The sequence below is a fragment of the Sphaerisporangium aureirubrum genome, from assembly GCF_042658925.1.
In the GTDB taxonomy this organism is placed as follows: domain Bacteria; phylum Actinomycetota; class Actinomycetes; order Streptosporangiales; family Streptosporangiaceae; genus Sphaerisporangium; species Sphaerisporangium aureirubrum.
Map to the genome: position 1 here is coordinate 39091 of NZ_JBHSRF010000030.1, position 21799 is coordinate 60889.

A 21799-nucleotide genomic window follows, 5' to 3' on the forward strand; every position below is an offset into this window, starting at 1 on the left:
CGAACATGCGCCGCTACCTAGCCGGTCGCCTCGGGCAGGCGGTGGTGGTGCTGTGGGCCGCCTACACGGTCTCCTTCCTGGTGCTCGACTTCCTGCCCGGTGACCCGGTCTCGGCGATGGCCGCCGGCGGGCTCGACCAGGCCGCCGCCGACCCGGCGCAGCTGGAGGCGCTGCGCCGGGAGTACGGCTTCGACCAGCCGATCCTCGTCCAGTACCTGAACTACCTTGGCCGGGCGGTACGCGGCGACTTCGGCAACTCGGTGGCGACCGGGCGGCCGGTGACCTCGACGCTGGCGGACGCGCTGCCGTACACGCTGCAACTGACGGCCGCCGCGCTGGCGCTGGCCGTCCTCCTCGGCGGCGCGCTGGCCCTGTACGCGACCTACACCGGCCGCCGCTGGCTCCGTCAGCTGCTGCTGTCGCTGCCGGCGCTCGGCGTGTCGCTGCCCACCTTCTGGACCGGCCTGATGCTCGTCCAGCTCGTGTCGTTCCGGCTCCACCTGCTGCCCGCGTTCGGCGACGAGGGCGCGGCCAGCCTGATCCTGCCGGCGGTCACCCTCGCCGTGCCGACCGGCGCGATGTTCGCGCAGGTGCTCGCCAAGAGCCTGCTGACCACGCTGGCCGATCCGTACGTGCAGACCGCCCGGGCCAAGGGCGCCGGCCGGATCCGGGTGCACCTGCGGCACGCGTCGCGGAACGCCGCCCTTCCGGCGCTCACCATGGCCGGCATCCTGGTCGGCAATCTGATGGCGGGCGCGGTCGTCGTCGAGACGGTCTTCGCCCGCAACGGCGTCGGCCGGGAGACCGTCGCCGCCGTGACGGTGCAGGACATCCCGGTGGTCCAGGGCGTCGTGGTCTTCGGCGCGCTGACCTTCGTGCTCGCCAACCTCGCCGTCGACCTGATCTACCCGCTCCTCGATCCGCGGATCGTCGTCGCCCGGCCAAGGAGTACCGGATGAGTCAATCGCTGATCGGCGAGGTGGTGCCGGGGACCGGACCGGACCCGGACCGCCTGGAGGCGGCCGGGCCGCGCGTCGTCCGCGGCGCCGAGGCGCGGCGGATGGTCCGGTTCCTGCTGCGGCGTCCCGGGCTGGTGCTCTCCGTCCTGGTAGTGGTCCTCGTCGTGCTCGCGGCCTTCTGGCCGGCCCTGTTCACCTCGCGCGACCCCCTGCTCGGGGTACCCGCCGACCGGTTCCAGGGCCCCGGCGCCGGGCATTGGTTCGGCACCGACGAACTCGGCCGGGACCTCTACGCGCGCGTCGTGCACGGCGCGGCGCTCTCCCTCAGGGCCACGCTGATCGCGGTCGGGGTCGCCTTCGTCGCCGGCGGCACGATCGGCCTGGTCGCCGGCTTCGCCGGCCGGTGGGGGGAGGACGTGCTGATGCGGGTCGTCGACGTGCTGCTGGCCATACCCGCGTTGTTCCTCTCCCTCGCCCTCGTCACCGCGTTCGGCTTCGGCACCGTCAAGGTCGCCGTCGCGGTCGGGCTCGCCGGCGTCGCGAGCTTCGCCCGGGTGATGCGCGCGGAGGTGCTACGGGTACGCCAGGCCGTCTACGTCGAGGCCGCCCGCGCCACCGGGGCCCGCTGGTACTCGGTCCTGTTCCGGCACGTGCTGCCGAACGCGATGGGGCCGGTGCTCGTCCTGGCCACCCTTGAGTTCGGCATCGCGGTCCTTGCCGTCTCGTCGCTGAGCTTCCTCGGGTACGGCGCCCCGCCGCCCGCGCCGGAGTGGGGGACACTGATCTCCAGCGGCCGCAACTACCTGGCGAACGCGTGGTGGCTCTCGACGCTGCCCGGCCTGACGGTCGCGGCGACCGTCCTCGCCACCAACCGGATCGCCCGCGCCCTCGACGGAGAGTTGACGACCCAGCGATGAGCACGCCGATCGGTCCGGCCGCCGTGCCGGAGAACCTCCTTGAGGTCAGCGACCTCGCGGTCTCCTACCGTTCGCGGTCGGGGGTGGTGCGCGCCGTCGACGGCGTGGACCTGACGGTCCGCGCCGGTGAGATCGTCGCGGTCGTCGGCGAGTCGGGCTCCGGCAAGAGCACGACGGCACACGCGGTCGTCGGCCTGCTGCCCGGCACCGGCCGGATCGACGCCGGCCGCGTCCGGTTCGGCGGGCGCGAACTCACCGGACTGTCGGAGCGGGAGCTCCGGCTGGTCCGGGGGGCGCAGATCGGGCTCATCCCGCAGGACCCGACCGTGTCGCTCAATCCGGTGCAGCGCGTCGGCGACCAGGTGGCGGAGGTGCTGCGGGTGCACGGCCTGGCGGACCGCCGCTCCGCGCCGCCGCGCGCCGTCGGCCTGCTGGAGCGGGCAGGTCTGCCCGACCCGGCCGTCCGGGCCCGGCAGTACCCGCACGAGCTCTCCGGCGGGATGCGGCAGCGGGTCCTGATCGCCGTGGCGATCGCCGCCGAGCCGAAACTGATCATCGCCGACGAGCCGACCAGCGCGCTCGACGTCACCGTCCAGCGGCGGATCCTCGACCACATCCAGAGCCTGACCGAGGAGCTCGGCACGGCCGTCCTGCTGGTGACCCACGACCTCGGCGTCGCCGCCGACCGGGCGCGCCGGATCGTGGTGATGTCGCGCGGCCGGGTGGTCGAGGCCGGGCCGACCCGGCAGATCCTCGATCAGCCGAGCCACCCGTACACCCGGCGGCTGCTGCGCAGCGCCCCGAGCCTGGTGGCCACCCGCCGGTCCGCGCCGCCGCGGCCCGCCCCGGGCCTGGTGGCCACCCGCCGGTCCGCACCATCGCGGCCCGCCCCCGGCCTGGCGGCCACCCGCCCGGCCGCGCCGCCGCGGCCCGCGCCGGGGCGGGCGGCGGCCGACGGGCCCCTGGTGACGGCCGAGAACCTGGCCAAGGAGTTCCCGCTCCCCCGGGTGGCCGGCGGCGGCGCGCGGTCGGTGCGCGCGGTGCACGACGTGAGTTTCTCGATCGACCGGGGCGAGACCCTCGCGCTCGTCGGGGAGTCCGGCTCCGGCAAGTCGACGACAGCCCGCCTCGTCCTGCGCCTGGCGGAGCCGAGCGCCGGGCGGATCGTCTTCGACGGCGAGGAGATCACCCGGGCCCGGGGGGAGGCGTTGCGCCGGTTGCGCCGGCGCGCCCAGCTCGTCTACCAGAATCCGTACGCGTCGCTCGACCCGCGCTTCTCGATCGGCGAGGTGATCACCGAGCCGTTGCGCGTGTTCCGCGTCGGCGACCGGGCCTCCCGGCGGGCGCGCGCCCGCGAGCTCGCCGACCGGGTCGCGCTGCCCGCCTCGATCCTTTCCCACAGGCCCGCCGAACTGTCCGGCGGGCAACGCCAGCGGGTCGCCATCGCGCGGGCCCTGGCGCTCTCCCCCGACCTGGTGGTCTGCGACGAGCCGGTCTCCGCGCTGGACGTCTCGGTGCAGGCCCAGGTCCTCGACTTGCTCGCCGAACTACAGGAGTCCCTCGGCGTCGCGTACCTCTTCATCTCCCACGACCTCGCCGTGGTGCGGCAGATCGCCCATCGGGTGGCCGTCATGCGGGCCGGCCGGATCGTCGAGACCGGCACGACCGGCGAACTCTTCGACCGCCCGGAGCACGCCTACACCCGCGACCTGCTCACCGCCATCCCCGGCGGGCGGTACGCCTGACCGCGCCTTTTCCCGGAGGTATCCCCATGTCAAGATCATCTCAGTTCACCCGGCTGGCCGGCCCCGTCGACACCGCGACCCACGGGGAGTACCGCATCACCCGCCGGGCCGACGACCCCCGTCCGCTCTACCGGTTCACCGGCCGGATCACCGAGGATGGGAGCAGCGGCTTCACGCCGCGCGCCGGCCGGTACCACCTGTACGCGGGCTGGTTCTGCCCGTGGTCGCAGCGGGTGACGATCGCGCGGGCCCTCGCAGGCCTCGGCGACGTCGTCGGCGTCTCGTACGTGGACAACGCGCGGGACGGCCGGGGCTGGGCGTTCCGCGAACGGTACGGGCCGGACCCGGTCAACGGCTTCACCCTGCTGCGCGAGGCCTACGAGGCGACGGAGGAGGGCTTCGACGGCCACGTCTCGGTGCCGGCGCTGTGGGACCGGGACACCGCGACCCTGGTCAGCAACGACTACAAGGGCATCGGGATCGACCTCGGCACCCGTTTCCGGCCCCTCGCCGAGCCGCTCGTGGACACCTACCCCGAGCGGCACCGCGACGAGATCGAGGAGCTCGACGCCTGGCTCGGCCCCGCGGTCGGCCACGGCGCCGCCAGGGCCGCCCGGTCCGGCCCGGACGGCCCGCTCGCCCGCGTCGCGCTGCTGGACGCGTTCGCCAAGCTCGACGAGCGGCTGGCCACCCGCCGGTACCTGGTCGGCTCCACCCTGACCGAGGCCGACATCCGGCTCTGGGTGACCCTGGTCCGCTACGACGCCGGACCCAACGCCCACCGCACCCTCAACCCGGGCCTGCACGAGTACCCGCACCTGTGGGCGTACGCCCGGGACCTCTACACCGTGCCGGCCTTCCGGGACACCACCGACTTCGCGTCCTTCACGGTGCCCGGTGCCGAAGTACCCGACTGGCACGCGCCGTCCACCCGGCCGCCGGCCTGACCCGCCGCGGCCCGGAGGCGCGCCGGCCGCGGTCACCCGCCGGGGGTCACCTCGATCACGATCTTGCCGCGGGCGTGCCCTTCCTCGACGGCGCGGAGCGCGGCGGGCGCCTCCTCCAGCGGGTAGGTGGCGGTCACGAACGGCCGCAGGACACCCCGCACGGTCAGCGACGCGACGGCGTCCAGCACGTCGCGGTCGCGTTTGCGCGCCACGGGCTCCCCGCCGAGGAGCGCCACCGCGGCACGGTCGGCGGCGGTGATCAGCTTGCGCCGGTCCTTGACCACCTCGGCGGCCTGCGTCAGCGCGTCGCCGCCGACCAGGTCGAACACCGCGTCCACGCCGTCCGGCGCGATCTCCCTGATCCGCTCCCGAGCCCCCGGCCCGTACGGAACGTGGACGACCCCGAGCGACTCGACGAACTCGCGTTTGGCGGGGGACGCCGTGCCGATGACGTTCAGGCCCGCGTGCCGGGCGATCTGGGCGGCGGCGACCCCCACGCCGCCGCCCGCGCCCGTGATGAGCAACGTCGCCCCCGCCGGGAGCGCGAGCTGGTGCACGCCGTCGTACGCGGTGGCCGCCGCCACCGGCAGGGTCGCCGCGTCCACGAACGACAACCGCGGCGGCTTGTGCGCGGTGACCTCCTCCGGCAGGAGCGTGTACTCGGCGTACCCGCCGGTCAGAGGGTTGCCGAAGACCTCGTCCCCGGCCTGGAACTCCGTCACTCCGGGACCCACCTCGACGACCACCCCGGCCGCCTCGTTGCCGAAGACCGCGGGCAACGGGGGCGGCGGCGTCCCCGGCGGACGATGCCCCACCCGCCGTTTCCAGTCGACCGGGTTCACCCCCGCCGCCCGCACCGCGATCAGCACCTGCCCGGCCAAGGCCACCGGCCGCGGCAACTCGACGAACTCCTCCACCTCAGGGCCGCCGTTGGCCCCGAACACATACGCCTTCGGCATCGTCGTCCTCAATCAGCTCGAAAAGGCATTTCACATTCTCGATCACTGTATTGAGAGCCGGTCACGGAGTGGACGTCAGGCCGTCCCGCTAACCTGAAGCGGCATCGGGGTCACACTGGGCTTGACCTTGACGTCCGCGTCAAGGTCGACGATCGGCGCATGGCTTTCGACTCGCGCGAGGTCCGCCTCGCCGCTCACGTTCCCACCGGCCTGCCGGTCACGCCCGGCGTGTTCCGGCTGACCCGGTCCCCGGTCAGCGGCCCGGTGGTGGTGCGCAACCGGTGGATGGCCGTCACCGCCGCCATGCGCACGCTCATCAGCGGTTCCGCCGGGCCCATGCCGCCTTACCAGGTGGGCGAGGTCATGTACGGGCCCGCGGTGGGCGAGGTGGTCGCCTCGACCGATCCCGATCTGGCCCCCGGCGACTGGGTGCGGCACGGCCTGGGCTGGCGGGAACACGCCGCCGTCGACGCCTACCGCAGGATCGATCCGGTCTCCTGCGCCGAGGAGGCGATGCGCCACCTGGGGCAGGGCCTGACCACGTATGTCGGCCTGCGTGCCGCGGCGGAGGTACGGCACGGCGACACGGTCCTGGTGACGGGCGCGGCAGGCGCGGTGGGTGGCATCGCCGCCCCCATCGCGCGGCTGCTCGGCGCGGCCCGGGTGGTGGGTGGTACCGGCTCCCCCGGCCGCGCCGGCCACCTCGGCTACGACGCCCTCTACGATCGGCACACCGGCGGCCCGGCCGACGTGGCGCCGGACGGAGTGGACGCGGTGCTCGACACCGTCGGCGGCCACCAGCTGCGCGAGGCCGTCGAGCTGGCCAGGCCGGGGGCCCGGATCGCGCTGTGCGGAGCGCTGGCCCACCAGCTCGGCGGTGACCCGGCCGCCGTGGAACTCGACCTGATGACACTGATCGGCAAGCGCGTCACCCTGCGCGGCTTCACCGCCGCCGACCATCCCGACCTGCACGAGGAGTGGTACAAGCTGGGGCTGCGCGAGCCGTACACGGAGATCGACGGCCTGGACGACGCGCCCCGGGCACTGATCGACCTGCTGGCCGGACGCTACGTCGGCGGCCTGGTCGTCCGCGTGTGACCATGGTGGACATGCGGATCGCAGAAGCCGCGCGTGCCGCGGGCACCACCCCGCGGGCGCTGCGCTGGTACCAACAGCACGGCCTGCTGGAGCCCCGGCGCTCCCCGGCCGGATACCGCGACTACGACGAGCGCGCCGTGCGGCGCGTGCGCCACATCCGGGAGCTGCTCGACCTCGGCTTCACCCTCACCGACGTGCAAGCCTTCGTCGACCTGCTGGACAGTGAGGTGCCCGCCGACTTCACCCGGCCCGGCGGCCCGATGTGCCACCTCGCGCTGGAGAAGGCCCGCGCGCGGCTGGCCGCCCTCGACGAACGCATCGCCGCCGCCACGAAGATCCGTGCCCGGCTCGCGGAACGCCTGGCGCGATAGGGCCCGGATGGTCCGGGACGGCGCGGTCAGTCCTCCAGTGCCCTGCGTAGCTGCCCGAGGACGTTGCGCAGGATGCGGGAGACCTGCGTCTGGGAGAGTCCGATCTCGGCGGCGATCTCCGCCTGGGTCTGGTTGCCGTAGAAGCGCAGCAGCAGGATCTGCTTGTCGCGCGCCGGCAGGGCCTCGATGAGCGGCTTGACGGACTGCCTGCCGAGGACGGTCTCCATTGACTCGTCGTCGCAGGGCAGGACGTCGGCCAGGCTGGCGCGGTGGCCGTCGCGGATGTCGATGGGGGCGTCCAGCGACAAGGCGCTGTAGGCGGCCGACGCGTCCATCGTCAGCAGGACATCTTCCTGCGACAGGCCCATCTCGGCCGCCAGTTCGGCGACGGTCGGCGAGCGGCCAAGGCTCTGGCTGAGGTCGGCGGACACCAGGGACAGCTGCGACCGGCGTTCCTGGTGCACGCGGGGAACCTTGATGGCCCACGTGCGGTCCCGGAAATGCCGTTTGATCTCGCCCACCATGGTGACGGACGCGTAGCGGCGGAACTCGTGCCCGCGGCCGGCGTCGAAGCCATTGATGGCCTTGACCATGCCGACATAGGCGGCCTGCATAAGGTCTTCAATCGGTTCGCCCCGGTTGCGGTACCGGCGCGCGAGGGAGTCGGCCATCCAGGCGTGGATCTCCACCAGCCGCTCGCGCAGCAGGACCTTGTGCGGTTGCGAGGTCTGCGGCCGGGCCATTTCGATCAGGAGCTCTTCGGCGGTCATCTGTTCCAGGGAAGTGTCCAGGACGGCCATCTGTTTCCTAGCGAGACGTGGGCACCTCGGTGGCCACGAAGCCGCCGAGCATCGATGTCTGCGCGGGACCGGTCTTCCGGACCGGTCGAAACGATCGCCGGCGCCGGCGCTCGAACTCTTTCGCCACCAAGTGAACACTCGTGCGTACGGAGGCGGAAAGAAGCGATCGAGGAAGGATCCATCTGTAGAACCGATCAGCGCGCCGCGTCCGCATCACGGGACGCGGGCGGCGGACTGATCCATCCGGTGATCACCTGCGGTGATAAGCCCGGTCGGGATTGGCGCTTTCCACTCCGCCGGATCCGCTGGATGATCGGGTCACCGCACCGCACCACTCACGCCGGCCACCATCCCACCGCGTTCCCGCCGCCGGCCCTGCGGCCATCGTGTCCCGCACCCCCGGAGGAGCAGGCATGAACACCACCGGCACACCTGGGATCCCTGGTCCCGTCCTCGCACCTGTCATCGCGCTGATCCCCCGCACAGCAGCCCGCTGCCCCCTGCTTGTCACACCGCTCCCTGATCGTGCGGGCCTGCGGATCGAGGGTGAGCTCGACTGTGCCACCCTGCCCGTCCTGACCCGGGCGCTGGCCTCGATCGGCGGCGGCGATTTCAGCGTCGACCTGAGCGGCCTGACGTTCACCGACGTCGGCGGCCTGCGTGCCCTGGTCACCACCGCCGGCCTGCCCGACGGCCGCGTCCTGACGTTGCGGTCGGCGCCCTGGCACGTACGACGCCTGCTCTACTTCACCGGCTGGCACAGGACGCCCGGGCTTCGCCTGCACGCACCGCCGTCCCCCTGGCCTGATCCGCCCTGGGACCACTTCTAGCCGCGTACGGCGGTGACCGGCGAAGGAAGAGTGACCATGGAAACGGACACCGGTACGCCGGGCCTGGACGCCCCGCACGCCCGGCCCGCCGCCGAGGTCGTCGACGGCCTGGGCGGCGACGCCGAAACGGGACTGACCTCGGCCGAAGCGGCCGGACGGCTGGCCCGGCACGGCCCCAACACGCTCCCCGTGGGCAAGGGACAAGGGCCGATCGTCCGGTTCCTGCTCCAGTTCCACAACCCGCTGATCTACGTGCTGCTGGCCGCGGCGCTGATCACGGCGCTGCTCGGCGGGCACGTGGACGCCGCGGTCATCCTCGGCGTGGTCGTCGTCAACGCCGTCGTGGGCTTCGCTCAGGAGTCCCGGGCCGAGAACGCCCTCGCCGCGCTGGCCGCGATGACCCGTACCTTCGCCACCATGGTGCGCGACGGCTCACGCCGCCGGGTCCCCTCCACCGAACTGGTACCCGGCGACCTGGTGCTGCTGGAGGCCGGAGACAAGATCCCGGCCGACCTGCGCCTGATCGAGACCGCGGACCTGCGGGTCGACGAGTCCGCGCTCACCGGCGAGTCCCTGGCGGTGTCCAAGGAGACCGGCGCCCGCCCCGACGCCGCGCTCGCCGACCGCACTGGCATGGCCTACTCCGGCACACTGGTGACGTACGGGACCGGACGGACCGTGGTCACCGCCACCGGCGCGGCCACCGAGATCGGGCTGATCCACCGGCTGGTCGGCCGGACCACGGCGGTGGCGACCCCGCTGACCCGCAAGATGACGCGCTTCAGCCACCTGATCACCGTGATCGTCCTCGTCCTGGCGGCGCTCACCTTCCTCATCGGTGTGCTGCGCGGCCAGCCCGTGGCCGCCATGGTGACCGCCGCCGTGGCACTGGCCGTCGGCGCCATCCCCGAGGGGCTGCCCGCCGTCGTCACGATCACGCTGGCGTTCGGCGTGAGCCGGATGGCCCGCCGCGGTGCCATCGTCCGGCGCCTTCCCGCGGTGGAGACCCTCGGCAGCACCACCATCATCTGCACCGACAAGACCGGCACACTCACCGAGAACCAGATGACCGTCACCGCCGTCACCGCGGGCGGCCGGGAGTACGAGGTGCGCGGCACCGGCTACGCGCCGACCGGCGAGTTCCTGGCGGGCGGCGTCCCCGTCCGTCCGTCGGAGCATCCGGCGCTGCGTGAGTGCCTGCTCTGCGGGATCGCCTGCAACGACGCGCGCCTGACCTCGGCCGGCGGGCGGTGGGACGTGGCGGGCGACCCCACCGAAGGCGCGCTGCTGGCCGCCGGCGGCAAGGCCGGGCTGGACGTCCCCGCCCGGATCGACACGGTTCCGTTCTCCTCCGAGCTGCGATACATGGCCACCCTGCACCCGGGAGGCGTCCTCTACGTCAAAGGCTCGATCGAACAGGTCCTCGGCATGTGCGACGAGCAGGTGGGACCCGGCGGCGCCGTCGAACCGCTCGACCGCCGGGAGGCGACCGCCGCGGCGCTGGACCTCGGCTCGCGGGCGTTGCGTGTCCTGGCGTTCGCCCGCGCGGAGGTCGGCCCCGGCCTCCAGACGATCACCGAGCTTCCCCGGATGACCTTCCTCGGCCTGCAGGCGATGCACGACCCTCCGCGTGGCGACGCCGCCCGCGCGGTCGCCGCCTGCCACACCGCCGGCATCCAGGTCAAAATGATCACCGGTGACCACGCCACGACCGCGCGGGCCATCGGCGCGCGGCTCGGCCTGGACGGGCCGGCCATGACCGGTGCCGAGCTGGACGAGCGCCCCGACGAGGAGCTCCCCGACGTCGCCGAGCGCACCACCGTGTTCGCCCGCGTCTCCCCCGAGCAGAAGCTGCGCCTGATCCGGGCCCTGCAGAGCCGGGACCACGTCATCGCCATGACCGGCGACGGCGTCAACGACGCGCCCGCGCTCAAACAGGCCGACATCGGTGTGGCCATGGGAAAGGGCACCGAGGTGGCCAAGGAATCCTCCGACATGGTCCTCACCGACGACCGCTTCACCTCCATCGAGGCCGCCGTCAGGGAGGGGCGAGGCGTCTTCGACAACCTGGTGAAGTTCATCCTCTGGGCCCTGCCGGCCAACCTCGGCCTCGGCCTGCTGCTCATGGCGGCCATCGCCGGTGGCGGGGAACTGCCGATCCTGCCCGTCCAGGTGCTCTGGCTGAACATGACCGCCGTCCTGGTCCTCGGCCTGCCGTTCGCGGTCGAGCCCGCGGAACCGGGCATCATGCGCCGCCCGCCGCGCGCGCCTTCCGCTCCCCTGCTGTCACGCGCCCTCACCGGACGCGTGCTGCTGGTGTCGGCCGTCCTGCTCGGTGCCGCGTTCGGCCTCTTCCACTGGGAACAGGCGAACGGCGCCTCCGTGGCCGTCGCCCGCACCGTCGTCGTCAACGTCTTCGCGCTGACCCTGCTGACCTACCTGTTCAACTGCCTGTCACTGGACCGCCCCCTGCTGTGGACCGGCATCCGCCGCAACCCGTGGGTGGCCGCCGGCGCCGTCGCGATGATCGCCCTCCAGCTCCTGTACACCTACGCCCCCTTCATGAACGCCCTGTTCCGATCCGCTCCCCTGGACGCCACCGCCTGGATCCGCGTCTGCGCGGTGGCCGTGATCTCGTATGCGATCGTCGAGTTCACCAAGTGGGCACACCTCACCAGGAGCAGGGCCGCCCGCGGCGGCGACAAGGAGTGATCCGGCCGACCGGCTCGCCGGGACCTGCCGGTGCTGGGCTATGCCTGGCGGGCGTAGTGCTCGGCGATCGTGGTGAAGGCGGCCTTCGGCTCCCAGGGCATGTCGGGGTAGGTGTCGCCGGTGCGGCCGTCGAGGACCTTGACGATTCCGAGGCTGGCGAGGTCGAGGTCGTCGCGGGGGTCGCCGTCGGGGCGGTGGGGGAAGCCGTAGAGCGCGAAGAGGTACACGAAGGCGCTGTCCACGCCTTCGCTGTCGAAGATGTCGAGCAGCTCGCGGAGGTACGCCGCCTGGCCTGCCTCGTCGCGCTCGTACAGTCCGTTAAGGCGCAGCGGTGCGCGGGTGGCGGGATCGTATTCGAGGATCTCCATGCTGCGCGGTGCGACGTCGCCGGCACCGCGCCAGGTCGCGGTGCCGAAGCCGGTGACGGCGACCGGCTTTGGTTGAGCGACGAGAGTGCGTACGCCGTCGCGGAACTGCTCGGCGACCTCGGCGGATCGGATGAGTTCGAGGGTGACGAAGTCGAACAGGTCCCAGTCGACGCCTTCGAACGGGATCGCGGCGTAGGTGACCTTTCCGTGGAAGCGTTCGCGGATCGCCGCCACGGCGGTGCGCAGGAATCGGTCGAGGCGGGAGCGGACCTCGGCGATTCGCCCGGCGCGGCCGTCCGGGCCGGCCAGCAGGCGGCCGAGGCGTTCGTCTATACGGTCGCCGTCGACGAATCCCCGGTTCATGACGCTCATTTCGACGCCGGCGACGAACACGACCTCGGCTCCCGCCGCACGCAGCCGCTCGGCCCGTTCGGCGCAGTCCAGGAGCAGGGCGAGGATCTGGCCGGGCTCCAGGTCCAGCGGGTACGGCGAGAACCACACCTCCAGTCCGAGCTCGGTGGCGGCGCGGGCGGCGAACTCCAGGCGCCGCGGGTCGCCACCGACGACGTGGACGGCGTTGCAGTGCAGGTCGTCTCGGATGATGGTCAGCTCGCGCCGGACCACCGCGTGGTCGAAGTGTTCCAGCGAGTTGACGCCATCACTGACGAAGCCGGTGTCGTAGGCCATGCCCTTGGCTCGCATGTCAGTCCTTCCGGTCACGTGATCGAGCGGGTACGCGGCGACAGTAGCCAGAATATTGCGTGCACGCAATTTTGCGTCCACGCATCCCTGTGGCAGGGTGGGAACCGTGACCGGCCCATCGAGCCTTCGTGAACGGAAAAAGCAGGCCACCAGAGAGGCACTGCAGGCGGCGGCGCTGCGTCTCGCGCTGGAGCGCGGCCCCGGGAACGTCCGCGTCGAGGACATCGCCGAGGCGGCCGGAGTCTCGCCGAGGACCTACAACAACTACTTCTCCAGCCGTGAACAGGCGATCGTCGCCGCCATCGCCGCGGACCGTGCGGCGCACGTCGCGGCGGCCGTGGCCGCCCGCCCGGCCGAGGTCGGCCTCGGCGACGCCGTCATCGACGCCGTCGTGGGGCTGTACACCGATCCGGGCGACCACCCGCGCGACGCGCTACTGATGATCGCCTCCAGCTCCGCTCTGCGCGCCTGCTACGTCGACACCGTCACCACGATCGAGACCCCGCTCACCGAGGCCATCACCGACCGCTGCCCGGGCATCGAGCACCTGACCGCCCAGGTGCTGTCCGCCTGCGTCGGCGCCGCCGCCAAGGTGGCGCTCCGGCAGTGGCTGCGATCCACGACCGCGATGCCGTCGCTACCCGGTTTCGTCGTACCGTCCGGGTCGCTGCCGGACCTCCTCCGGGCCGCGTTGACGCCGCTCGTACCGGCACTCGACGCGGCCGCGACACGCTCGCGACGCGCGACTTGATCTCCGTCCTGCGAGACGCGATCCGAACTCTGCGGGACACGACACCGGAGTAGGTGCCCTTCCCGTCTCGGCCACGCGCGGAGGCAACGAGATCAGGGGCCGGTTATTGAGGGCAGCAGGTGGTCGCGAATGAAAGCCCCTGGGTCGATCTCCTTGTTGAGGTGGTTGTTGCTGGTGTTCTCGCTGGTCACGAGCACGATGTCCGCGCTGGGGATTACGTAGACGAACTGCCCGCCGTATCCCCAGGCCAAGTACATCGGGCGGCCGGAGACGGTGTGCGCCCACCAGCCCTCGGTGTAGGCGAATCTGCCGACCTGTGTGGTCTTGGCCTGGGCCGCGCGCACCGCGCTGTGGGGCACCAGCGGGCGGCCGGCCCAGTTGCCGTCGTGCAGGTAGAGCAGGCCGAACTTGGCCATCTCTCGTGGGGTCAGGTAGAGGCTGTGGCCGCCGGAGAAGACGCCTTGCGGGTCACGGCCCCAGTGCTCGGCCGTGATGCCCATCGGGGCGAACAGGTACCGGTGGGCGAACCGGCAGGTGCTCATGCCGGTGGCCTTCTGCAGTACGGCCGAGACGACGTGGGTGTTGCCGGTGCTGTAGTTGTGCGTCGTGCCGGGGACGGACACCAGTGGACGGGCGACGATCGCCTGGACCCAGTTCGACGACTTCTCGACCTGTCTTTCGGTCGAATCCTCCGCCCAGTCGAGGCCCGACGTCATGGTCAGCATGTGTCGGATAGTGATCTTTTTCTTGTCCGGCGACGCGGCGCCGAAGTACTCCGGCAGATGGTCGGCCACCGGGTCGTCCAGGCTTCCGATGTAGCCCTTCTCGACGGCGATGTGGACCAGCGCCTGCAAGATACTCTTCGACGCCGAGTGGACGTTGTTGCTCTGCTGTGCGCCACTACCGTGGTAATACCGCTCGGCCACGAGGCGGTCGTGCCGGATGACCAGCACGCTGAGCAACGACGCGTTGCTCCCGAGCTCGGCCAGCCCCGTACGCACCATGGTGGAATCCATCCCCTGCTCCTCCGGCGCGGCCGGTGACCAGTCCGCGGCCTGGTCCCGGGGATCCGTGTACGTCGGATTGCTCTCGTAGAACGTCCGGCCGTTCCCTGCGATCCGATCGCAGTCGACGGTCACCGTCCTGGCCGCCGCCGTCGCCGGCGGCTTCGGGGATGCCGGCTCGGCGCACCCGGGCAGTGCCAGAAGCGACAGCACCAGCACCACCCAGGTGATCCGCCGCGCGGCCGGCCGGGCCGCACGTTCCGCGTCACGAGTACTTGGTCTTGGCGGAGCATCGGACGTTACGCGCATAGCCGTAGATGAAACCACCTATCCAGCCGAGGATCCTGGCCCCGCCTGGATAACCCTTGGCGCTCGACCATTGCCCCAGGGCGTTGGAGAACATCGTGCCGAAAGCCTCGCCACAGTTGAGGCCGTTCTTGATCCGGGAGTACCGGGCCAAGCGGGACACCACACCGATGATCCACGCGATGGCTCGCCCGATGTACTTGACGACCTTCTGCCCGACCCATTTCAGCGCGCGCAGGCACCACTTCTTGCTGACGCGGCATGCCGTCCAGGCCAGCCGGGCCGCGGCCACGATCGCCAGGATGATCGCCGGTATCGCCCTGCCGTCGAGGTCGATCTTGTTGACCGGGTCGGCGCAGGTGTACTCGTACGCGTTGCAGCTGCCGTCCACCATCGGGTCGGACTGCAGGAACCGCCCGAGGTCCGGCGAGTACAGGCGGACACCCATCAGGATGTGGCCGCCCATCGCCTCGCCCGATCGCTGCTTGCCGCCGAGCCAGCCGTACCGCTGGCCGGACTGCCCGCCGGCCGGCTCGCCGAACTCCTCGTAGTCGTAGAGTTCCGGCTCGCTCAGTCCACCGTCGATGGTCGCGGCCACGTCGCCGTGCAGGTTCGTCAGCTGCAGCCGCACACCACCGTCGGCGGACGCGACCGCCACCAGATCGTCGTCCGGTCCGGTGACGATGCGGGTGCGGGCGCCGGAGCCGTCCTCGCTGATCCAGTTCGGCGCGTCGGTGTCGTCACCGTAGTGGTTGACCTTCACCGACGAGTCCGTCCAGGCGCCGTCCACCTGAGTCCGCACCTGCGACGACCGGAGCCGGTGCAGCGGGTCCAGCGTCCAGGTCTGCCGCGCGTCGCCGGATTCCTGACTCTGGACGAGGTCGTTGGCGAAGTAGCCGTTGGACTGGCCGTCCGGCGTCTGAGTCGTCCGGCCGAACGCGTTGTAGACGTATCCGTCCCTGGTCAGCCGGTCGGCGGAGTCGTAGGCATAGGTTTCCGACGCGTCGGCGTCCTCCGTGTCACAGGAGCCGTCCGCGGCCGGCTGGAAGAGCGACCTGGCGGTCCGGTTGGATCGCGCGTCATAGGCGTACGTCCGGGTGACGCAGCCGGCGGTGATGGCGCTGTCGGCCGCCACGGCGGTCAGCCTGCCGACGCGATCGTAGGAGTAGCGCTTGCTGCCACCGGTGTACTCGTGGGAGATCCACTGGCCGGCGCTGTTCTTGACCACCGACTCGGCGAAGACGACCGCTCCGTCGCTGTCCCGGGTGTACGTGCGCGACACCGGCTGGAGGTTGGCGTCGAGCTGGTCGGTGCGGGTCAGGCCACCCGGGTAGGTGAGCTTGACCAGTTGCCCGTCCGGTGAGTACGCGGCGGTGAACGTGCCCGCGACGCTGTCGGTGTAGCCGGTCACCATCCCGCGCGGCTCGGCCGCACGGTCGTAGGCGAAGGTGCCGGAACCGGTCGGGTCGGTCACCTTGATCTTCTTGCCGAACCGGTCGAACTCGGTCACCGTGGCGGCGCCGTCGGCGTCGGTGTAGCTCACCAGCCGGCCCAGGGAGTCGTACTCCCGGATGACGGCGGCGCCGTCCGCGGCGCTGCGGGCGACCCGGCCGTTGGCGGCGTCGTAGGTCGCGGTCGTCGCGGGGACGGCCGTCCCGAGATCCGAGGTGACGGCCCTGCCGGTGACCCGCGCGGCCGCGTCGTACGTCGTTGTCGTGGTCCTGGTCTTGCCGGCGGCGGTCTCGGTGACCTCCGCCTCGTCCAGGTAGCGGTTGTAGGCGGTGACCCGGCGCACCGGGAGGTCATCGGTCATCCGTGCCGGATCGTGGCCGGTGACCTCTCCCGCGGCCCTGGTCGAGCAGACCTGCCCGGCCCACTCGGGCCGGTTGCCGCAGGCGGTGTCCGCGGAGTTGGATCCGGCCGTGTAGTAGGCGACCACGAGGGTACGGGCGTCCGCGCCGTCGGCGCCGATGCCCAGAGTCCTCACCACCCGGCCGGCGTCGTCGTAGACCCGGTAGGAGGTGTGGTTCTCTCCGCCGGCGTCGTTGACGGTCTTGGTCGGTCTCCGCAGCACCCAGCCCGACACCCCGCCGTGCTCGGCGGCGTACCCCGTCGCGACGACCCGCAGGTCCACCGCCGGGTAGCCGTCGATCCGGGCCCCCTGGGTCTGTTTCGTGACCAGGTGGTACCGGGCTCCATCGGGTTTGTCCTCGTCGTAGGTCATGGCCATGCTCGGCCGTCCGATCACGGTGGATCCGGCCGCGACGCCAATCAGCCGCCCGGCGCCGTCGGGATCCGGGACCGCGCGTTCCATCACCATCGTCACCGTCGGGCCGACCGCCTCCAGCAGGTCCACGCCGTCGCTGCTGTAGGTGTTCGCCGTCGACAGCGCGTACGCGCGGCTGGCGGTGTCCGAGTCCAGCAGGCCGAGCTCGGCGAGGTAGGTGCTCGCGGAGGGCAGCAGGCCGAGCGCCAGTGACCGGTCGGTGGCCTCCAGGGTCCGGACCACGTTGCCGAACCTGTCGTACTCCTGGGTGTCGATGTATCCGCCCGGGCTTGCCACGTTGACCGCCTGACCGTGCGGGTTCAGGTAGTAGACGGTCGCGTACCGGTACCCGGCGGTGCCGGGTACCGAGCCGGTCGCGCTGTTGCGTCCGGGGGTGTCCTCCGGCCCGAAGACGGCGACGGCTTCGGTCGGCACGTCGGACTGGCCCCAGGCGGCCGCGGCGGTGGCGTTCAGGTCGTACGGCCCGCCCGCCGCCCTGGTCAGAGGCGTGTTGTAGACCAGATTGGTGGCGACCTCCCCGCTGGTGACGGTCTTCGAGCCGGGCTGCAGCGCGGCGCGGCGGATCCGCAGGAGCTTGCCGGGGTGCTCGTCGCCTGCCAGGTCGGCGATCTGGTCCGCGGTGAGCGCCCGCCCGTAGATCCGGACGTCGTCGATGCCGCCGTGCCAGAGGTTCGCGGCGGCACCCGCCCACTTCGCCCGGCCGATGACGTAATTGCCGGACGCGTTCCAGCCGCCGGTGGCCGCGGTGGTGGACTGCGCCACCCCGTTGACGTAGAGGGTCATCTTGCCGGTGGCCGGGTCGTGGACGCCGGCGATGTGGGTCCACTGGCCGAGCGTGGGCGCGACGTTCGAGGTGGCCCGCACCGCGGTCGAGCTCTCGCTGTCCGCGGTGACCCGGGAGAACGACCACCGGTCGGTCGCGGCCACGTAGTTGAGGAAGAACCCGCTGGTGGACGAGCCGTCCTTGGAGACGATCGTCCGGTTGACCGACTTGTCCGTCAACCGGGCCCAGGCGGAGACGGTGTAGGCCGCGGTGTTGGACAGCGGCGTGCCGGCCACCCGGACCTCGGCCCCGGACGCGGCGCCGAAGGTGAGCGCCCGGTCGTCGGCCCGGTCCGGGTCGTTGCCCTGGCCCCAGCCCACACCCGAGGCGATGGTGCCGGCCCGGCCGCCGCCGGACGAGTCCGCGGCCGAGGTGCCGGAGCCGGCGTCCAGGTCCCAGCGCAGCGCGGCCGAGTCGACGTCCGGGTTGCCGTGGTCGAACATCCACGGGAGCTCACCCGCCGGGGTCAGCTTGCCGACCCGTCCGGCGGCGTCGTACTCGTAGCCCGTCTTCAGGACCGGGCTGACGCGCGGATCCCAGACCTCGCGCAGCCTGCCCAGGTGGTCGTACGCGTACCGGGCCACCTCCACGGCGGTGGTGGCGGACGCCGCGGGGTCCCAGGTCCACAACTTCACCGCGACGACCCGGTCCGCGTAGTCGCCGAACGTGGTGTCACTCAGGCCCGGCGCGGTGGACGGCGCGTAGACGTACTCCAGCACCTGGCAGCCGCGCGGCAGCGTGGTCCCCGAGCACCTGCCGGCGTCGTCCACACCCGGCTGGGCCGGGTTGACCACCCGCTTGAGCAGCATCCGCCCGCCCGAGGTGTCGTAGGCGTAGCGCGTGGTGGAGTCCCCGGTCGCCGCCCAGGTGGAGGCGACCGCCCACACGCCGCCCTGCTGCGTGAACTCCGACACCGTCCCGTCGGTGTCGGTCAGCCGATACGTGCCGGTGCCGGTCCGCGTGAGCGTCAGCTCCTCCACCCCCGGTTCCGGGGTGAACGTCGAGCCGTCCGCGTTGCGGGAGAAGGTGATCCAGCCGCCGTCGATGGTGTTCACCTGCGCGACCGACGGCTCCGGGAAGGTCAGCGTCGTGTAGGTGGCCGAGGCCGGTCCCCCGGCGATCCCGGTGGACCAGACCGGGCCGAAGGGCGCGACCATCTCGGTGAACGACAGGTTGTCCCAGTAGACCTTCTTCCCCGAGCCGCCCTGCGCGCCGTTGTAGAGGCGGAAGAAGGCCTCGGTCGCGCCCGCCGGCACGGTCATGTCGGCCGACAACTCCTGCCAGCCCTCGGTGAACCCGGCCATCGGCGACGCCACCTCGTGGTAGGTGCCGCCCACCCGGTAGAAGCCGACGACGCGCAGACCGCGCGCGGCATACGCCGGCGCCAGCCCGGTGCCCGCCGGCACGTAGATCCAGCCGGTCATCCGGTACGTGCGGCCGGCCTGCATGCCGAGCCGCAGCGCGCCGCTGTCGCCACCCACCGCGACGTAGGTGTCGTTGCTGGTCGTGGTCACCGGCGTGATCTCCAGCGAGTCGACCGGGGTCTCCTCGCCCTGGCCGTACGCCGTGGAGCGCGCGGCCGAGGACGACGACGCCACGGTGAACCCGGTGAGGTCGGTGGAGACCTGCTGCTGGTTGGCGGTCAGCCGCTCCGGCATCGGCAGGTAGCCGGCGGACGTGCCGCGGGAGGAGGCCGTCCGGGTCACCGACAACCCCATCTCGTCCACATCGGTCGCGGACAGGCCGTGATCGCCGGTGAGCAGGTTGACCATCCCGGGGCCGATCTCCTCGTCGGCGCCGCGGTCACCGCCGGTGTCCACGGTGATCCGCACCCACGGCGTGTCGTAGACCGGCGTGGCCGAGGACGCGGTGTAGATCCGCGCGCGCACCTCGACCACACCGCCGACCTGCCCGAGGGTGTCGGCGGCGTTCCAGACGGCGTGCCCGCCGAGCGTGGTGAACGGCACCGGGCTCGCGGCCGTGGCGGTGATCGGCGCGCCACCGGCCGAGGTGAGGTTCGCGGAGGGAACCGGCCGTGCGGGGGCACCCGGGCCGCGACGATATTCGAAGTACGCCCGGGTGTAGCCGGTCACCGGCGTGGTGATCTGCAGCTTGGCGCGTTTGACCACGTTCGCGCCCGGCAGTGGCTGGGCGAGCGCCGCGTTGCCCGCCGAGAAGATGTAGAGGTTCGGCTCCGACAGGTTGCCCGCGCGGTCCTTCGCCTGCACGGTCAGGGTGCGCTGCCCGTCCCGAGGCCGGAGCGTCACGGCGGCGGTTCCGGTCGCGGCCACCGTCGTCGTGTCGCTGTCGGTGTCGAGCTTGTAGATGAACCCGGCCAGGTCGGTCGTGCCCGAGGCGGCGGTGAAGGTGAACGTGTCCGCTTGGCCGGCGCCGCCATGCGGCTGGCCGTCGTCCTTGTAGATGGGCGCGGACACGAACGGCACGCCTGGCTGCCCGGTGTCGACGGTCAGGTCCGCCCACCCGGTCCACGGGCCGTAGCTGTGCGGGTCCTTCGCCCTGACCCGCCACTGGTACGTGGCCGCGTTGCTCAGATCGGTGGTCAGCTGCCACGACGCGGTCGCACCGTTGGACCATGCCGGGCTGCCGGACCGCAGGCCGGAAGCGGCGACCGCGGTGCCGGTGGCCTTGTCGCGCACCTCGAACTCGGCCTGCAGGGCCTGGCCCGCGTTGCCGTCGATCAGCTTGGCCGACAGCGTCGGCCGGGTCGCCGAGGTCAACGCGTCCGCCTCGCAGGCGGCGTAGCACGGCGCCACCGAGATCGCCGACGGCGCGGCGGGCGCGGCGTTGTAGGTGATGGACACCGACGGCGGGTTGGCGCCTTCGGCGGAGTGGAACCGCTTCCAGGACAGGTGGTTCGTCTCGCTGGTGCCACGCAGCATCACGCTCACGTCGTTCCAGCGCGAGCTCGCCGCGCTTTGCAGCGCCTTGCCCACGTCGATGAGCACCCAGCCGTCGTTGCAGGTGGAGCTGTACCCCTTCGTCTGCGTCGACGTACCGATCTTCTCCCTGGCCACCGGCTGGCTGCCGATCCGGACCGAGGCGTCGACCCGATCCGTGCGCCACGCCTCCCAGCTCGTGGCGACGCAGGACCACGAGTGGTAGTTCCACAGGCGTAACTGGGCTCCGATGATCTGCGTGTTCCAGACGCCTGTGGTGTCGAACCGCAGGTAGGACCGCGCCACGAACGTCCCGCCGTCATCGGAGTAGCCGAGCTTCAGGTCGCCCGTCCCCGACTGGTCGGAGGTGTATCCGGTCTGCACGAAGGTGTCGAACGCCACCGGAACCGACGACGGCGGGTCGATGGTGACGGGGTACCGCAGGTCCGCACGGTCCAGGAAGGCGGCGTCCGGGGTCAGCGTCATCGTCGCCCGCCCGGCTCCCCGCGGCACGGTGGTCAGGCCGACCTGGCCCCGGTTGCGGTGTTCCAGCGTCTGCGGTGAGACCTCGGCGTCCCACATCGCCGGTGTCTGCGCGCGGGACACCGTCTCCCCCGACTTGTCCTTGAAGACCATTCCGCCCATGCCGTCCGGGGCCGCGGTCAGCCGGCCGGTCCGGATCGGCAGCGAGAGCTCGCGCACCCGGGACAGGGCGGCCCTGTCTTTCGCCACGAAGTACTGCTGGTAACCAGTGGCATGGGCCTCCAGCACCAGGTCCACGCCGGGCATCACGTCGGGGTAGGTGGCGACCCGCCCCGACAGCACCGGGTCGGGAAGCGGGCCGGTCCACGAGACGCTGGTACGCGTGTCGCCCTCGCCGAGCCAGACCACCTCGTGCTCGCCGGGGCCGATCGTCCCCCCGGAGAGGCGCAGGCCCCGCGGGTGCGCCTTCGGTGCCACCGTCCCGTCGGCCTGGCGCTGCAAGGTGAGGTCGACGGGAACCCACGCGTCACCGCGCTTCACCCGCACCGGCGCCAGCGACTGCTCCTGGGTCACGGTGCCGTCCGGGTTGGCGAACACCTGGGTGGTCTCGGTGCGCCGGTCGGCGATCTCCACCCGGCCGCCGCACAGCCGCGCCGCCACGGCGGCCGAAACCGCGTCGGCCCGCTCGGATGGGCACTCGCCCGGCTTCCGGGCCGCCTGTCCCTGCGCGTCCCGCCCCTGGGCCGCCCGCGGCGACGCGGCGGCCGCCGCCTGCGCCGGGGGCCACGGGACCGCGGCCAGAGTGAGGGCCATGACCACCGCCATGGCCGAACAGACGAC

General features: G+C 72.0%; 14 protein-coding genes. 9 read left to right on the forward strand and 5 right to left on the reverse strand.

Features of this window, described 5'->3' with window-relative positions:
- Window positions 1–5 precede the first annotated feature (5 nt).
- Genes ACFP1K_RS20640 through ACFP1K_RS20655 form a run of 4 tightly spaced genes read left to right on the forward strand, consistent with a single transcriptional unit; the run spans window position 6 to window position 4568 of the window.
- Complete coding sequence (locus ACFP1K_RS20640; protein WP_380755710.1) at window positions 6–959, forward strand: ABC transporter permease; 954 nt, start codon at window positions 6–8, stop codon at window positions 957–959.
- Window positions 956–1876: an ABC transporter permease gene (locus ACFP1K_RS20645; RefSeq protein ID WP_380755712.1), complete on the forward strand. Its 921-nt coding sequence runs from the start codon at window positions 956–958 to the stop codon at window positions 1874–1876. Before ACFP1K_RS20640 ends, ACFP1K_RS20645 begins: the two co-directional genes overlap by 4 nt.
- Complete coding sequence (locus ACFP1K_RS20650) at window positions 1873–3621, forward strand: dipeptide ABC transporter ATP-binding protein (protein WP_380755716.1); 1749 nt, start codon at window positions 1873–1875, stop codon at window positions 3619–3621. Before ACFP1K_RS20645 ends, ACFP1K_RS20650 begins: the two co-directional genes overlap by 4 nt.
- Before the next feature lie 26 nt (window positions 3622–3647).
- Window positions 3648–4568, forward strand: a complete 921-nt coding sequence (locus tag ACFP1K_RS20655) for a glutathione S-transferase C-terminal domain-containing protein (RefSeq protein ID WP_380755720.1) — start codon at window positions 3648–3650, stop codon at window positions 4566–4568.
- 32 nt (window positions 4569–4600) lie between these two features.
- Here ACFP1K_RS20655 and ACFP1K_RS20660 read toward each other — a convergent pair whose 3' ends face one another.
- Entirely contained in the window at window positions 4601–5527 is a 927-nt protein-coding gene (locus tag ACFP1K_RS20660; protein ID WP_380755724.1) for an NADP-dependent oxidoreductase, read from the reverse strand.
- A gap of 159 nt (window positions 5528–5686) precedes the next feature.
- Here ACFP1K_RS20660 and ACFP1K_RS20665 point away from each other — a divergent pair, with 159 nt between their 5' ends.
- Window positions 5687–6625: a zinc-binding dehydrogenase gene (locus tag ACFP1K_RS20665; protein WP_380755727.1), complete on the forward strand. Its 939-nt coding sequence runs from the start codon at window positions 5687–5689 to the stop codon at window positions 6623–6625.
- Window positions 6626–6636: 11 nt separating this feature from the next.
- A complete protein-coding gene (locus ACFP1K_RS20670; protein WP_380755729.1) occupies window positions 6637–6996 on the forward strand; it encodes a MerR family transcriptional regulator in 360 nt (119 codons plus the stop codon).
- A 26-nt stretch (window positions 6997–7022) separates the two neighbouring features.
- On the opposite strand, the gene ACFP1K_RS20675 is transcribed toward ACFP1K_RS20670, so the two are convergent.
- Entirely contained in the window at window positions 7023–7796 is a 774-nt protein-coding gene (locus ACFP1K_RS20675) for a SigB/SigF/SigG family RNA polymerase sigma factor (RefSeq protein WP_380755731.1), read from the reverse strand.
- Window positions 7797–8209: 413 nt separating this feature from the next.
- Between ACFP1K_RS20675 and ACFP1K_RS20680 the strand changes: the two genes are divergently transcribed.
- Both ACFP1K_RS20680 and ACFP1K_RS20685 read left to right on the forward strand, forming a co-directional pair.
- Entirely contained in the window at window positions 8210–8626 is a 417-nt protein-coding gene (locus ACFP1K_RS20680; RefSeq protein ID WP_380755733.1) for an STAS domain-containing protein, read from the forward strand.
- Between the two features lie 36 nt (window positions 8627–8662).
- A complete protein-coding gene (locus tag ACFP1K_RS20685; protein WP_380755735.1) occupies window positions 8663–11338 on the forward strand; it encodes an HAD-IC family P-type ATPase in 2676 nt (891 codons plus the stop codon).
- Between the two features lie 38 nt (window positions 11339–11376).
- Here ACFP1K_RS20685 and ACFP1K_RS20690 read toward each other — a convergent pair whose 3' ends face one another.
- Complete coding sequence (locus ACFP1K_RS20690) at window positions 11377–12393, reverse strand: hypothetical protein (protein WP_380755795.1); 1017 nt, start codon at window positions 12391–12393, stop codon at window positions 11377–11379.
- 121 nt (window positions 12394–12514) lie between these two features.
- Between ACFP1K_RS20690 and ACFP1K_RS20695 the strand changes: the two genes are divergently transcribed.
- A complete protein-coding gene (locus ACFP1K_RS20695; protein WP_380755737.1) occupies window positions 12515–13159 on the forward strand; it encodes a TetR/AcrR family transcriptional regulator in 645 nt (214 codons plus the stop codon).
- A 92-nt stretch (window positions 13160–13251) separates the two neighbouring features.
- On the opposite strand, the gene ACFP1K_RS20700 is transcribed toward ACFP1K_RS20695, so the two are convergent.
- Together ACFP1K_RS20700 and ACFP1K_RS20705 are read right to left on the reverse strand one after the other, a co-directional pair.
- Entirely contained in the window at window positions 13252–14376 is a 1125-nt protein-coding gene (locus tag ACFP1K_RS20700) for a serine hydrolase domain-containing protein (RefSeq protein WP_380755739.1), read from the reverse strand.
- A gap of 52 nt (window positions 14377–14428) precedes the next feature.
- On the reverse strand, window positions 14429–21772 hold the full coding sequence (locus tag ACFP1K_RS20705; RefSeq protein ID WP_380755741.1) for a LamG-like jellyroll fold domain-containing protein: 7344 nt from the start codon (window positions 21770–21772) through the stop codon (window positions 14429–14431).
- Window positions 21773–21799 lie beyond the last annotated feature (27 nt).